General features: G+C 42.6%; 10 protein-coding genes. 3 read left to right on the top strand and 7 right to left on the bottom strand.

Features of this window, described 5'->3' with window-relative positions; all coding sequences use genetic code 11:
* Positions 1–80: 80 nt before the first annotated feature.
* The 4 genes from MHH60_RS14375 to MHH60_RS14360 form a co-directional block, all read right to left on the bottom strand.
* Positions 81–1,004 (bottom strand): carbohydrate ABC transporter permease, encoded by a 924-nt coding sequence (locus tag MHH60_RS14375; protein ID WP_076133497.1) that lies wholly within the window; start codon positions 1,002–1,004, stop codon positions 81–83.
* 18 nt (positions 1,005–1,022) lie between these two features.
* On the bottom strand, positions 1,023–1,952 hold the full coding sequence (locus MHH60_RS14370; protein ID WP_076129998.1) for an ABC transporter permease: 930 nt from the start codon (positions 1,950–1,952) through the stop codon (positions 1,023–1,025).
* A 281-nt stretch (positions 1,953–2,233) separates the two neighbouring features.
* On the bottom strand, positions 2,234–3,808 hold the full coding sequence (locus tag MHH60_RS14365; protein ID WP_076133498.1) for a response regulator transcription factor: 1,575 nt from the start codon (positions 3,806–3,808) through the stop codon (positions 2,234–2,236).
* Positions 3,783–5,621 (bottom strand): sensor histidine kinase, encoded by a 1,839-nt coding sequence (locus MHH60_RS14360; RefSeq protein WP_162636714.1) that lies wholly within the window; start codon positions 5,619–5,621, stop codon positions 3,783–3,785. Before MHH60_RS14360 ends, MHH60_RS14365 begins: the two co-directional genes overlap by 26 nt.
* A 249-nt stretch (positions 5,622–5,870) precedes the next feature.
* Between MHH60_RS14360 and MHH60_RS14355 the strand changes: the two genes are divergently transcribed.
* The 3 genes from MHH60_RS14355 (at position 5,871) to MHH60_RS14345 (ending at position 11,062) form a co-directional block, all read left to right on the top strand.
* Positions 5,871–9,017, top strand: coding sequence for an alpha-mannosidase (locus MHH60_RS14355; protein WP_076133499.1), 3,147 nt, complete (start codon positions 5,871–5,873; stop codon positions 9,015–9,017).
* A 172-nt stretch (positions 9,018–9,189) separates the two neighbouring features.
* Positions 9,190–10,380, top strand: coding sequence for a pectinacetylesterase family protein (locus MHH60_RS14350; protein ID WP_256715051.1), 1,191 nt, complete (start codon positions 9,190–9,192; stop codon positions 10,378–10,380).
* A gap of 46 nt (positions 10,381–10,426) precedes the next feature.
* On the top strand, positions 10,427–11,062 hold the full coding sequence (locus MHH60_RS14345; RefSeq protein WP_076133501.1) for a TetR/AcrR family transcriptional regulator: 636 nt from the start codon (positions 10,427–10,429) through the stop codon (positions 11,060–11,062).
* A 2-nt stretch (positions 11,063–11,064) separates the two neighbouring features.
* Here the strand turns inward: MHH60_RS14345 and MHH60_RS14340 are convergent, their stop codons facing one another.
* From MHH60_RS14340 to MHH60_RS14330, 3 genes are read right to left on the bottom strand one after another with little or no spacing between them, the layout of a single operon-like run.
* The gene (locus MHH60_RS14340; protein WP_076133502.1) at positions 11,065–12,417 is read right to left on the bottom strand and encodes a HAMP domain-containing sensor histidine kinase; all 1,353 of its coding nucleotides are present in this window, start codon (positions 12,415–12,417) and stop codon (positions 11,065–11,067) included.
* Positions 12,414–13,091, bottom strand: coding sequence for a response regulator transcription factor (locus MHH60_RS14335; protein WP_076100805.1), 678 nt, complete (start codon positions 13,089–13,091; stop codon positions 12,414–12,416). The genes MHH60_RS14340 and MHH60_RS14335 overlap by 4 nt, the downstream gene beginning before the upstream one ends.
* 59 nt (positions 13,092–13,150) lie before the next feature.
* On the bottom strand, positions 13,151–15,112 hold the full coding sequence (locus tag MHH60_RS14330; RefSeq protein WP_341161140.1) for a serine hydrolase domain-containing protein: 1,962 nt from the start codon (positions 15,110–15,112) through the stop codon (positions 13,151–13,153).
* Positions 15,113–15,222: the final 110 nt, after the last annotated feature.

Raw genomic sequence — 15,222 nt, 5'->3', positions numbered from 1 at the left:
TTTTCCCCCTTTAGATTAATGAACGCTTTATTTATATCGATTCCTGTCCTAGCGATTCGAATAAATACATCTTAGTAGTGTTACTCCTTTAAAGAGCCCACGGTTAAACCTTGTACAAAATACTTTTGGAAGAACGGATACGCTAGTGCTATAGGCAAGGTCGCCAGTACAACCATCGCCATACGAACGGTTTCTGTTGGCAAGGTAGCAGCAATCTCAAAGCTTGATCCCATCTGCATACTGTTCTGAATGACAAACTCCATATTATTCTGAATCCGCATCAGCATCGCTTGGAGTGGTACAAGACTCGCATCATCTATATACAGCAGGGCATTAAACCAATCATTCCAATAGCCCAGCGTACAGAACAATCCAATCGTTGCAATCCCCGGTAAAGAGATGGGAAGTACAATTTGCAGGAAGGTCCGAAACTCACCAGACCCATCAATTTTGGCAGCCTCAACGAGTGCATCAGGTACACTAGTCTGGAAGAAGGTCCGCATTACTAGAATAAAGAATGCATTCATCGCGATTGGCAATATCAAAGCCCATATCGTGTTGTACAGATGTAAAAACTGCGTAGCCACGATATAGTTAGGAACCATTCCGCCTGAGAATAACATCGTAAAGAAGGCGAAGAAGCTGAAATAATTACGATAGCGAAATGATCTTCGAGAGAGTACATACGCATAAGTTGTTATTAGAAATAAACTAATGAGTGTACCTAGTACAGTAACCATCAAAGTAACTCCAAAGGAACGAAGTAGTTGATCACCTGTGTTAAAAACAAACTGATAAGCTGCTAAACTATATTTTTCGGGTAACAAGCTAAATCCATTTAAAGCAAGTACTTTTTCATCTGTAAAAGAAATCGCTATCACAAACAAGAACGGAAACACACAAGTAAAAGCGAAGATGCCAATTATAATATTGAGTGCCACATTCCATAAAGGAGTAATGGCGTTGTTGTCGATTTCTTTTGGTTTACGTTTGAATACTGCCATAACGTCACTAACTCCTTTCTAGAATATCGCATTCTCTTTGCTGATCTTTTTCACAATAGAATTCGTTACAAGCACCATGATAAATCCAACAATCGATTGATATAGACCCGCCGCTGTACTCATTCCTAGATTACCTGTCGTACTCATGCTTCGATAAATATAAGTATCGATAACATTCGTTACGGAGTATAGAACACCTGAATCCCGAGGGATTTGATAGAATAAACCGAAGTCTGATCTAAAAATACCACCAATCGCTAAAATCGTTAGCGTTACCATTAAAGGTTTAAGCAAAGGAAGTGTAATAAACTTAATCTGCTGCCATTTGCTGGCCCCATCAATCATAGCCGCTTCATAATAGGACTTGTCGATACCCGCTATAGCCGCTAAGTAAACAACACTTGAGTAACCAATTGATTTCCAAATCCCCATGAAAATTAGGATATATGGCCAAAAGCGAGTATCCCCATACCAGGAAATAGGATCGCCGCCGAAGTAAACAACCACTTGATTCAATATTCCTTTATCTACACTCAGAAAGCTGAAGGTAAAGAAACTAATAATGACCCAAGAAAGGAAGTACGGCATAAACATCGCCGTTTGATAAACTTTAGCCATCCGTTTGTTCACAAGTTCATTCAAGGTGATCGCAATGCCCACCGCAAGAACTAAACCGAGAGAGATCAACGCCAAGTTATAAAGAATCGTATTTCTTGTAATGATATAGGCGTCCTCCGTCGAGAACAAAAAGTTGAAATTTTCAAGGCCAACCCACTTACTATTTAAAACGCTTGCAAAGAATCCATCCCGATGAATCTTGAAATCCTTGAATGCAATTACTGTTCCAAACATCGGTAAGTAGCAAAAGATCAGGAACCATAATGTCCCTGGTAATACCATAAACCAGAGTACTTTATCCTTAATTAAACTTTTGAAAAATGCAGGCATTATTCCACATCCCCCTTCTCTCTATCCCCAAACAACCCCTATATATCCCTTAGATCTTTTTCCCTCGCCCCTTTAACTACCCTTAATTCTGCGCTATAAAAGCGGTTTCATAAAGTTGAAAAACTCCAGAATCAGATGTAAAAATTAAAGATCCACAGCAGAAAGGACATTTAAAAAGTCTATTTCCTCTTAAATTTGAGCAAAAAAAAAGGAAACATTCTCGTTATCAACGTCCATGAAACCCGTACTTGAACGCGATACCCAGGAACATTTCCTTTATTTTAGGATTTTGCTTTTTTGTACATATTCCGAAGCTCTGTTGGCGATACACCTACTGATTTTTTGAACTGGCGATAGAAATATGCTGGATCCGGATATCCTACTTCAGCTGCAATTTCGTTGGTTAGTAACGTAGTTTGAAGCAGCAATTGTCTTGCCTTTTCAATTCGAAATTGATTAACATAATCAGAGAAACTACGGCCCATTTCCTTCTGAAATAGCTGCCCCAAATAATTGGGATGCATTTCCATACGCTGACTGAGCGTTTTCAGGGATAGCTCTTCTCTATAGTGTTTGCTTACTTGATCAACCATATATCTCATATTTGGACTGAGCTCATCATTTACTAATGATAATTGGTCCAGCGTTTCTTTCACACTTTCCTGCACATGGTGCACCAATTGCTCAATAGTATGTATGCGCAGCAATGGATTAAACACGGCACTAAAATTAGAGTTTTTCTCCATTTTCTTAGCAATCAACATTAACTCAATCGCTACGTTGTAATTATCAATGCGGGTAATCATGCCACAGCCAAACAGCTTTTCGAACGTTTCTGCGATAAACTGGTTCGTAGCCTCCCGGTCCCCAGATAATAATAATTTGGTGAATTCCTCATAATCAATTTCGAGCTTCTCATCGTGCAGAACCATCTTTGATAGTTGTTCCACATCTATAATCGGGTAACCCGGTAGCATAAGATGATCAACATATAAACTCTTCGCCTTTTTATAACTTTTGGGGACTTCCTGAAAAGCATGCTCCTTACTCCCTATCGTTATCCAGACAGACTTCTCCAACTCATGCATAATCTCATATTGTACTTGCTCCAGTACACAATAAAGCTCTTCTTTGTTCTCAGCTTCAGCCCGCTCAGCAATAATAAGAACAAGATCACCTTCCATATCTTTAAATACAATAACGGTTCCAAGTTGCTCTAATGACTTCACAGCGATACGATAACATTCATCCATAAGCTGATTCCTATGGAGTTTATCTTGGCCCTCATCGTCATCCTGTTCAGTGATAAGCCGAATCGCAGCCACCGTAAAAAATGAACAATCCAATGAGATATTTAAGACTTTTGAACGGTGCTGTAGCTCTTGCCGGCCTATATTGCCAGTTACCCAGCGGTTTAGAATATTGTTGCGCAGAACTTGCCAATCCTCTTTAGCATGAAATTGTTCAACATCCTCTTGATTCAGCACTTCAACAATTTGTTCAATGGTTGATTCCAACTCATTTATATTAATGGGTTTGAGAATATAATTTTCAATGCCTAGACTCATTCCAGCTTTTAAATACTCAAATTGCTCATAGCCACTCAAGATAATAAATCTCATTTTTGAATCAAAAACCTTTATTTGTTGAATCAGTTCAAGTCCCGTAAGTTTGGGCATCGTAATGTCAGTAATTAATATGTCGATCCCTTCGTTATGATTGCGCAGAAATTCTAAAGCTTCTTCCCCATTAGTCGCTTGTCCCGCGATTCTCAATCCATATTTCTCCCATTCAATCACTGAACGTAATCCTTCAAGAATAAGAGGTTCATCATCCACGATAAGTATATTGTGCATTATTAGTACTCTCCCTTACGACTGGTATATTCATGATGACTATTGTTCCTTTATTTACTTCACTGGCGATCGTCAATCCATATTCAGTCCCGTAATAAAGTTTAATTCGTTCATTCACATTACATAGGCCTACCGAAGAAGGCGGTTCATCCATTCTCATACTGACTTGAAGCATTTGCTGTAGCTCTGTTAGCTTGCTGGGAGTAATTCCATTTCCGTTATCACTTATAGCAATTTGAATTTCCCCGCCAGATTCAGTAACTTCAATACGGATGAGATTGCCAAAACGGTCAGGTCTAAATCCGTGAACAATATAATTTTCAATGACCGGTTGAATGAGCAATTTAACGATAGAACAATTCATGGCAACTGGACTTATTTGTGATATGATTTGGAGCCTATCTTTATGTCTAATCTGAAATAGCTCCAGATACAAATTGCAGTATTCAATCTCATCAGATATTGTAACGACCATGCTTTTCTTAATCATCGTTCGAAATAATGTCGATAAAATGTAAATCATCTGACCTACATCCTTCGCTCCTTGCGTAATTGCCCGCATCCTAATCGCCTCTAGTGTGTTATATAAAAAATGTGGATTAATCTGCGATTGAAGTGCTACTAGCTCTGCATTTTTCTGCGTAAGCTCCGAAATGTACACTTTATTAATATAGAGTTCTAATCTTTCACACATATAGTTAAAGTTGTTGGCAATTAGCTGCAATTCATCTTCTCGATTTAGGTGAATACGTGTGCTTAAATCGCCTTCCTGTAAGCGCTTCATAGATTTGATAATGATCTTCACTTTTTTAGAAAAACGTAAAATAATACCGTATGTAAAAGACATTGCAGTAATAATAAGCGCTGTGGTAATCCCGATAATCCAAGTTCGAACCGTTTTCATTTCGTTGTTGACCTGTGACTTCTGAATGATCCCTGCCATAATAAGACCTGAGCTATTCGTTGTATTTAAGTTAACCTTGGAGATCCCATCCAGTGTTGTCCAGCCATCGGCATGAAGCGCATCGATATGTGGATATCGCTGTCCCATATACCTTCCCAATGAATCATATATAACGTCACCGCTTGGGGTTAAGACCAACAATTGACCATTATTTTCTGCAACTTTTGTGCCAAGCCATTTTGAAATAAGTTCTGCGTCAAAATCTACTATGAGCATACCGATCGTTTTCAGTGTAATCGGATCTTTAATTTCCCTAGTCATTGTATATAAATTGTTATTGTCTTCTCTTATTTCCTTAAGCACTAATTTGGTTTCATGCGAGACCCAGCCATTCTTCGGCAAGGATAATTTTTGCTTAGAGCCGTCCATGTCGCTCAAGTAGAATTGCCGGGTATTATTTTTATATAAATAATAAAATTCTTTCTTTGTACTGTATAAAATAACGTCATAAATCCCGTTTTTCTGATTCAAATAGGTTTTGAAATACGTATCGAACGTATGAGGAACGGAGCTCCCTATGTCTGCATATTGATCTAAACGGTATTTAAGATAATCCTCATAATCATGTTGCAAAAAGTAGGACAAATCCTCACTGACAGAGGCATCGCTATAAATTTGCTGGATGGCTACTTGGATGCTTTCGTACTGCTGATTCATATACAAACTTACATAATCCAGCACCTCCCGATTGGCATCTACATGTTGGCGAGTGATCGTCTGTTCATAGTATTTATATACGGTAATGGATGAGGCAATTAACGTAATTATAATGATCGAAGAGTATATAGCTAAAATTTTATTGAACAGTTTTTTCTGCAAATGGTTTTGATAAAATTTCTTTACATTCAACAAAGCCACCTTCTTTCTAAATATCACCTTTAGGATTAGAAGCTTAACATCACACTTCTTTTTCTGCAATGGAAGCGCATGCATTTTTTATTTATAAATTCTAGCGCTCCAACTTTTCTCTTCACCGAGAGTTTACAACTCACACAAAATCGTCTATAGTTGATTTCTACCCCCCAAACAAACCTATAATAACCCAAATAGATCTTAATTTCCTCGTCCCCCATCAACATATTGGAGGGGCTATTACTCATGTTTCTAACCAAACGCAAACTCAACTCCCAACTAAACGAAATTTCCGAATATCGTTACCGGGATCGTATACACATTCCTTTTTTCAACTCAATGATTGACGAACAAGGTGAAATTGCAGCCGAACCACCCGTGGATGGAGAATGGTCTAAGCTACGAGTTGGCGATACCTGGAAAGGCCGCGATTTGTATTTATGGCTAACGACAAATATAGACGTACCCGCTACTTGGGCAGGCCGTAGAGTACTGGGTCGATTTGATTTTGGCGAGACGGGTGCTGGAAATAACTCCGGATTTGAATCCTTATTCTTTTTCAACGGCAAACCCTATCAAGGTGTAGATTCCAATCATACCGAAGTGTTCTTGCCAAATGAAACGGTAGGCACTCAGCTTCCACTGACCTTCCGGTTATGGTCGGGACTCGAAGGTGGCGGCCCTAAAAAGGATCAGACACATGGCATTCGCATGGCTGAAATTTGTTGGCTGGATGAACCAACGGATGATTTCTATTTTACCGCGCTTGCTGTAGTTGAGACGCTGAACGTACTCGATGCCAAAACTCCAGAATACACACAACTTATGAGTACAGTGGACCGCTCCTTTCTTCTGATCGACTGGTCTCGCCCAGGTTCAGACAACTTCTACGCTTCGATCGGGGAAGCCCGCAATTATTTGCGTGATGAAATTAATAAAATGGAGAAGTCCTCACCAGTCACCGTTACCTGTATTGGCCATACCCATATTGATGTGGCTTGGTTGTGGCAATTGAAACACACCCGTGAGAAATGTGCGCGTTCCTTCTCAACCGTACTACGTCTGATGGAAATGTTCCCGGACTATACCTTTTTACAGACTCAGCCGCAACTCTATGAATATATCAAAAATGACTATCCAGAAATCTATGAAAATATTCGGGAACGTGTAGCTGAAGGACGCTGGGAAGCTGGCGGTGGCATGTGGCTTGAGGCAGATTGCAACTTGACCTCAGGGGAGTCTCTAGTCCGTCAACTACTCTATGGAACTCGCTTCTTACGTAATGAATTTGGGGTTGAATGTGACTATTTATGGCTGCCGGACGTATTTGGCTACAGCTGGTCCTTGCCACAAATTCTAAAAAAATCAGGAATTAATACCTTCATGACCACAAAAATTAGCTGGAATCAATATAACCGGATGCCACATGATACCTTTCAATGGCGTGGGATTGATGGCACTGAGGTGTTAACACATTTTATTACAACGCCTGAGCCTTGGTCGGAAGAAGATTCTTGGTTCTACACTTATAATGGCCGGATTATTCCTAAGACTGTAAAAGGAATTTGGGATACTTACCGGGATAAAGAAGTGAATCGCAATCTGTTACTTTCTTACGGATATGGCGATGGTGGCGGGGGTGTGAACCGTGAAATGCTAGAGATGCGCCGTCGGCTAAACGATCTTCCGGGTCTGCCGAAGATTGAAACAGGAACAGCGGGAGACTACTTCCGTACCCTGCAAGAAACTGTTGCAAATACAGATCGTTATGTCCATGTATGGGATGGTGAGCTTTACTTAGAATATCACCGCGGCACCTACACAAGCCAAGCCTACAATAAGCGGATGAACCGTAAGCTTGAACTGCTATACCGTGAGGCGGAATGGCTAAATACACTGCAAAGTGTGATGACAGGTGACTGGTCGAACTATCGTCAGACCGATTTAGACGAGGGCTGGAGAATTATTTTGCGCAACCAATTCCATGATATTATTCCGGGCTCTTCGATTCGTGAAGTATATGAAGACAGTACAATTGAATATGCACAAGCAGAAGCAATAGGTCAGTCTGTCTGGGAGCAATCCAGTAAGGCACTTATGAGCGGAAATGAAGCCGGTAAATACACGATCTGGAACAATGCTGCTTGGGAGCTGACAGAACTCGTAGAAATTACTGTTGAAGCCGGGATGGAAACAGGACATTGGATAAGTTCAGAAGGTAAACAACTACAAGCTCAACGTGAAGGTGACCGCTGGATCGTTGAAGTATCTAACATTCCTTCTCTCGGATACACCACCATTTCCTTCATAGAAGATGTGAATTCCGAGTCTCTAAGCGCTCCATTCAAGCTAAATGAATCAGGAATTTCAACGCCTCACTTCGAAATTGAATGGAACAAACAAGGTCAATTAGTATCTATCTATGATATAAATGAACAAAGACAAGTATTAGCAAACGGAAGTCACGGTAACGTGTTCCAAGTGTTTGAAGATAAACCTCTGGCCCATGAAGCGTGGGACATTGACATCTACTATCAACAAAAAATGCGCGAAGTAATCGACTGCCGTAGTATTGAAGTCATAGAAAAGGGTTCACTGCGATGTGTTGTACAATTCACATGGAGTTATATGGATTCCACGATTAAGCAGCAAATGATCTTACATGCACACCATCGTCGTATCGATTTCGTGACGAAGGTAGACTGGCATGAGCGACAACAGCTAATGAAAGTAGCTTTCCCTGTTGCGATACGAGCTACCGAAGCCACTTATGATATCCAGTTCGGTAATGTTACGCGTCCAACACATTGGAACACTAGCTGGGATTACGCTAGATTCGAGACTGTGGGGCATCAGTGGGCGGATTTATCAGATCGTGGTTATGGCGTTAGCTTGCTGAACGATTGCAAATACGGTTATGACATCAAGGATAATGTGATGCGTCTATCCTTAATCAAATCGGCAACGCACCCTGACCCTGAAGCGGATCAAGGCGAACATACTTTCACCTACTCTATCCTGCCTCATACTGGGGATTGGCTACAGGGTGACACCGTCCGTCAAGCTTGGTCCGTCAACAACCCTCTACGGAGCACCATGGGTCAAGCAGAAGTAGCAACCAAGTCGCTTATTCGCCTTTCTACTCAAACGGTTATGGTTTCTGCGATTAAGAAGTCTGAGGATGGTCAAAAATTAATCGTACGTGTGCACGACTATTCCGGAAGCCGCCAGCAAATTGATATGACTAGCGACTTGAATATTATTTCGTGGCAAGAGTGTAATCTAATGGAGCGTCCTGAAGGGGAAGTCCACACTGAACCTGTCATTACTTTTATACTTGAACCTTACGAACTAAAAACATTTGAAATCGAAGCAGAGAAATTAATAAAGTAATACACAAAAAATAAAGTAACATACAAAAATCGAGGTGTCTCTGTAGCCATGGATCAAAGGCTGCGAGGACACCTCTTTATATATTTTCTCACGATTGTTTCTTATGCCTTTAAGTATACACCTTGTGTAATGAGTGATCTTGACGTATACTCCGAGTAAGGGAGAGATGGATATGAGAAAACTGAGGAAAATCACAATATTCACAGGTATTGGATTATTCAGCCTTGTTTTGATTGCCATGTTTGCAATCAGCGCTTTTGTAATCAAAAGACCGGCGACTACCACCCCCGTAATCGCGGAAGTGAAGCCTTACAAGTGGAATAAAGTCACGCTAGACGAAAATGTCATATCAAGTGATGGATCAGAGTATTTTTTGTGGAATAAAAAGGGTGAAAATAATAACTGGATCATCTTCTTTTCCGGTGGCGGGGCCAGCTGGGATGCCCAAAGTGCAGCACACCCCATCAAGCTTATGAACTTTATTAAAGGTGGAGATACAGGCAACTATTTCCCCAACATCCCCTTCTATATGCTGACATTGCTGAGAGGCATGATGGATACGGATAACCCTGCCAATCCTTTTCATGGCTGGAATGTGGTCTATCTTCCCTATTCAACTGGTGATTTCCATATCGGCAACCGCACGGTTGAATATAAAAAAGATGACGGCAGCCCCTTTACTATGCGTTATAACGGCAGCAATAATGTGCGAAGCAGCCTCGATTGGATATATGCCAACGTGGATAAACCCGGCAAACTACTGATTGCTGGCGAAAGTGCTGGTGGCTTTGGGTCCGCTTTTTGGGCTCCCGAGATCGCCTCTCACTACAAGGACTCCGAGATCTTCCAATATTCGGACAGTTCCTTCTTGAAATCAGACAAGTGGCCAAATGTTGTGAAGCAGGAATGGCAGGCAGACTTCGTGAAGAACTTCGGATATGCCCCTGAAGCGGATATCATCGGGGCAGCTTTTAAAGCAAACGGCCATCTACTTCCTGTGAATGCGATAATATTGCAATCCTACTCGGTATTTGACGAGATTCTGATCCACTTTCAGAACAACATCAACGATTACAAGGGGCCAAGAGATCAAAGCATCATTAATGAGTGGTCACAGGAAATGCGGCAATCTGTTTCTTCTTTGGCAGCCACTTTACCTAATTATTATTACTATCTCACCGACTATGGACTGAACGCAAAGACGGGTACAACTCCGCACACTTTTGCCACCAGAGAGACCTTCTTTCAGGCTGAACAGGATGGTGTGAAGCTTCTGAATTGGTTAGGTGATGCGATCAACCGGCAGAACCCCTATTCAGTGGGCAGCAAATTCCTCATGAATTCGAAGCCAGCTCAGAAATAGTGCTAGAAGCAGCGGAAGAGTTGCAACAAGACAGGAGAGAAAATCAATGAATTTGCGGGAAAAGCAAATGCAAATGACAAGGGAGATCATTAAGGATACAGCGCTTAGCTTATTCTGTGCCCAAGGTATTGAGCGCACGGATATGGCACAGATTGCGGAACAAGCCGGCATCTCCCGGCGTACTTTGTATCATCATTATAAGGACAAAGAAGAATTAGCCGCTCAAATTTATGCCCTTAATCTAGAGCGGATGTTTGGACAGCTGCTGTTTGATTTTGATTTTGAACACCCTGTACAGTCATTGGAGAACATTCTCGATAAATATCTGGCGTTAAGAGATCATCAGGAAGCCCTGATCTACTATGATGCTATTTTTGGAGTTTACTACAGCACGCTTTCCAAAAATCCCGCAGAACTTCCTGACTTTAAGCAGGCTATGGAAGGCTGGTATTCACGGTTAATTCTCCTTGAGACAATTTCAGTCGCTCCGGAGGAAAAAAATAAGTGGCTGGACATTCTGCACAAGTCCACCCACCTGTATTTCATGTATTTACAAAAAGCCGTCATTATTACTCACCAGCGGGGGGGTGTGGTTACGGAGGAAGATCGGGTTATGGACCGGCAATTCAAGGATTTCATTATGTTTGGCGTACGGCAATCCAAGAATCAGACAAACCCTTAATTTCACTTATGGGGCAACCTGACGATAATCGTCGTTCCCGCTCCAACCGCACCGTCCACTTCTATGTTTCCCTGATGCAGGGAGACAATTTTTTTAACGATTGCAAGTCCCAAGCCATTGCCATTATTGTTTCCATTCCGTGATTTGTCTATTTTATAAAATCTTTGGAATACGGCGTTGAACTCTTCCGGAGAAATCCCGATCCCGTTATCACTGATGGTGACCGATACATCTGCTGCACTGTCATCTATACTGATGCGGATGTTCCCGCCTTCCGGTGTGAACTTGATGCTGTTGCTAAGCAAATTCATCCATACTTGCTTCAGCTGGTCTTCATCACCCTTAATTTTGACAGCTTCCGGCAGCTCAAGATCGATAACGAGGCCTTTGGCTGACCATTGTGGCTCACAGGTCACAACGATGGTTCTAATCTGCTCGTCAAGATTAAAGGAACCTGCGTTAAAGGGATGATGTTCAGAATCCAGGGAAGCGAGCTTCAGCAAATTATCACTTAACCTCGACAGACGTTCACTCTCTGCAATGATGATATCAAGATATTCAGAACGTTCCTCTTCCGCGATTAGATCATTGTTCTGCAATGCCCTGGCAAAGCCGGAAATAGACGTAAGCGGTGTCTGAATTTCATGAGAAACGTTGGATACGAAATCCTGCCTCATCTGTTCCAGCTGCTTCAGCTCCCCGGCCATCTCCACATAGCTTTGTGTCAGTTCCCCTATTTCGTCTACTCGGTTTACTTTAAGCTCTACCTCGAAATCACCCTTGCCTAGCCTTCTTGTCGCATTCGTCAAAGCTTTGATCGGCTCCACCAAATATCTGGCGGCAATAAGAATGCATAGACTACCCAGTAAAAGCACGAGTAAAAGCACAAAGAGCAGCATCCGATTGACGATATTTTCGTTCTCGGCAGAATACTGCAAGAACATTGCTTGCCACTCCCCGTTAAACAGAAAGGGCATCCCGATAAAGGTATCCTTATCTTTCGCGGAGGAACGATAGAGTTTTCCTTGCAGCACTTGTTTCACAGCATCGGGAGTGATAGTGACGGCCGGACTATCCTTGAGCCCATAAAAGGTATATTCCCAGGAATGATTATACAGGTGGATAGGGTATGCAGATACCTTAACCATACTATTCAAGAACTCGCCTGTATCCTCAGGCTTGGCGTCATCATAACGGTGAATGATCTCCTTCCCCACTGTGATCATTTCATTCTGTCCCTCGTAACTTATTTGTTTCTGAAAGACATACAAACCAATGAAAAAGGAACAGATCAGACTAAAGATAATGATGCCTAGAAACGTGAGAACGACGCGTACATACAATGTCTTGATCATAGCGCAGGGATCAGCCGGTATCCTAGGCCGCGGGCCGTTTCGATTTGAAATTGCTCGTCGTTACCGCAGAATTTCTCCCTCAACCGGCTTATATGCACATCTACAGTCCGGCCGTCTCCTTCATAGTTCAATCCCCAGATTTGAGAAATCAACTGTTCTCTTGTGAAGATTTGCCTAGGGTGACTAGCCAGCAGAAACAGTAGCTCAAATTCCTTCAAAGGAATCGTTACCGGTTCTTCATCACGCGTAACCTGGAAAGTGCGGCGGTTAAGCACCACATTGCCCAACTGCACAGACTGGGAAGAAACGACCAGCGAGCGTTTAAGCAAAGCCTTTACTCGCATCACCAGTTCAAGCGGATCAAACGGTTTGGTCAGATAGTCATCCGTGCCGAGTTGAAAACCTTTCACTTTATGTGCAGATTCTCCTTTAGCCGTCACCATGAGGAGGGGAATGTTGGCATCAGAGCGCCTGATTTCTCTGCACAGATCCCAACCATCCAATCCTGGCATCATAATATCTAGGATGACGAGATCGACTCGCGAGTTCTCTATAATGGACAGCGCTTTGGTGCCATCCCTGGCTTCTTTGAGGTCAAAACCTTCTTTTCGCAAAAACAAAGACATTAGCTTTCGGATGTTATCATCATCATCAGCAATAAGTATAGTAGCCACGATTGTCCTCCTCTCATAAGCTTACATTATATATGATAAATTCTTGACAAGAAACGAAGTTATCCGAACTGCCAACCCAACAGGTTCCAATAGTAGAAAAACAGAGTTATTGCTACAGCCGAAAGTGCCACTAGTGTATAATGCACACGCTTGAAAACTGTCCAGTATTTATTCTTCCAAACCAGTATAGCCGAGATTAGCAAAGCTAAAGTCAGACCAACCAAAAGGATTGGCATAACTAAACTGAGCGAAAGCGAAAGACTGATACCACTGAACTTCTGCATCGTGTCCATGGACATAACCACCATAAATATCGTGACGAAAGATAGCAGCGCCCACCCGGCAGTTCCCGCAGATAAGCGGACGGCCCACTTTTCCGGAGGCGTCATCGCCTTGATCTTGCGTCTGGAGAAGATTAGCCCAAGCAATGCAGTGATGAAAATCAACCCCGAGCCGCCAAGTATGATAAGCCAAAACTTATTCTGATTCAAGAGTGGCGTACGCTCCAGCGGCATTTCCGGTGCCAGACCTAAGAGCATATGTGTAACCTTACCGGACTCATCTGTGCGGAAGCCTATTTGTTCGGTACCTCCCTCGAGCTGGAACAGATTCGGACCGATTTCTCTGTACAGCTGTTGTTCACTACCACTTCCCAAAGATAGCTTATTCTCCTCTACCTTAACATTTAGCTGGGCAAAAAAATTGAAAAATTTATCAATATCACTGTGGTTACGGCGTGTGAATTGATAGGTTCCCGCATATTTCTGAACAGATTCCGCAGAAGTGGAGAATTCAGGCTGCTTCGCTTCAGGATCGGGATAATAACGCTCACAAAAGGCATGGACTAGGCCTGCCGCGGAATCACCGCCCTGACCGCCGTTATAGGAAACAAAGATACCTATTTGCTTGGCAGGCACAAGATAAAACTCAGTATTAAACATGGGGTCGGAACCACCATGAGTGATTAGTCTAAGACCATTGATGCGTTTCTCAGAGAACCCCAGATCTACTCCCGGCAGACGTTTATCAAATTGGTACGCCGTTGAATGCATTAGTTCTGCGGTCTCGGTTCTAAGAATTTGCTGGTCACCATATTTCCCGTTCTGCAGATGGGCAATCATAAAGTGCGCCATATCTACTGCTGATACTGTACCCGAGCCGGCAGGACGAAAGCCACCCTCGAAGGTAGGTGTGCCAGGAATAAAACTGCCGTTCTCACTCGTGTACCCTACAACTTGATTGGGTATGAATGACTCCGGCAAAGGCTCTACCACAGTCGAATACTTCATGTCGAGCGGATCGAAAATATACTTTTGTATATAGTCATTGTAAGGAACACCGCTGACTTCCTCCACTATCAGACCCGCGAGTGTAGCCCCGAAGTTCGAATAAGAACTCATCTCTCCGGGAGGTCTTACCCGTGCCAGCATATGCTCATTAAGTGTTTCCGAGATTGATCCCGGCAATTTGGCAGGGTCGGTAGTGATTTGATAACCCACTCCACCCTCTTCAAACCCCGCTGTATGTGTCATCAAATGGCGCATCGTGATCGGCTCAGGATAAGTAGCAGGGATCTTCACTGATTTCAGGTAGGTGTTAATATCAGTGTCCAGATCTATCTTGCCTTGTTCGACCAGTTGCATCACCGCTGTCCAGGTGAACAGCTTTGTTGTTGAAGCGATTCGAAACATGCTGGTTGTCGGATCAACCGGTGCCGCTTCTTCCAGATTGGAACTGCCATAACCTTTGGCTAAAATAATTTTGCCGTCTTTTACAATGGAGATAACCGCTCCCGGAATTTGCAGCCGGTTCATATCTTTTTCCATAATTCCATCAACGAAGCTAGTCAGTCCCGCGGTATCATCAAGATTGGCAAATGCTTCAATTTGAGCTGCCGGCAGCGCGGTTTGACCCATTTTGGTCTCAGCCGAGGCCTGTTTCCCGGGAAATACCAAGCTTGCGCCTAAGCCGACACTAATTATAGCCAATAGAGTCAGACCAGCGATCAGCCTTTTTTTCATAGGTGTTAACATTATTATCCTCCGAGTCATCATTTATTGGGGTGGATGATCATCCGCCTAACACTTATAGAGATTATCAGAGTATTATGAATGGAACGTTAACAAGACAA

The organism is Paenibacillus sp. FSL H7-0716 (assembly GCF_038002705.1).
In the GTDB taxonomy this organism is placed as follows: Bacteria; Bacillota; Bacilli; order Paenibacillales; family Paenibacillaceae; genus Paenibacillus_AQ; species Paenibacillus_AQ odorifer.
Note: the sequence above shows the minus strand (reverse complement) of the source record. Positions and strands in the feature narration are given on the sequence as shown.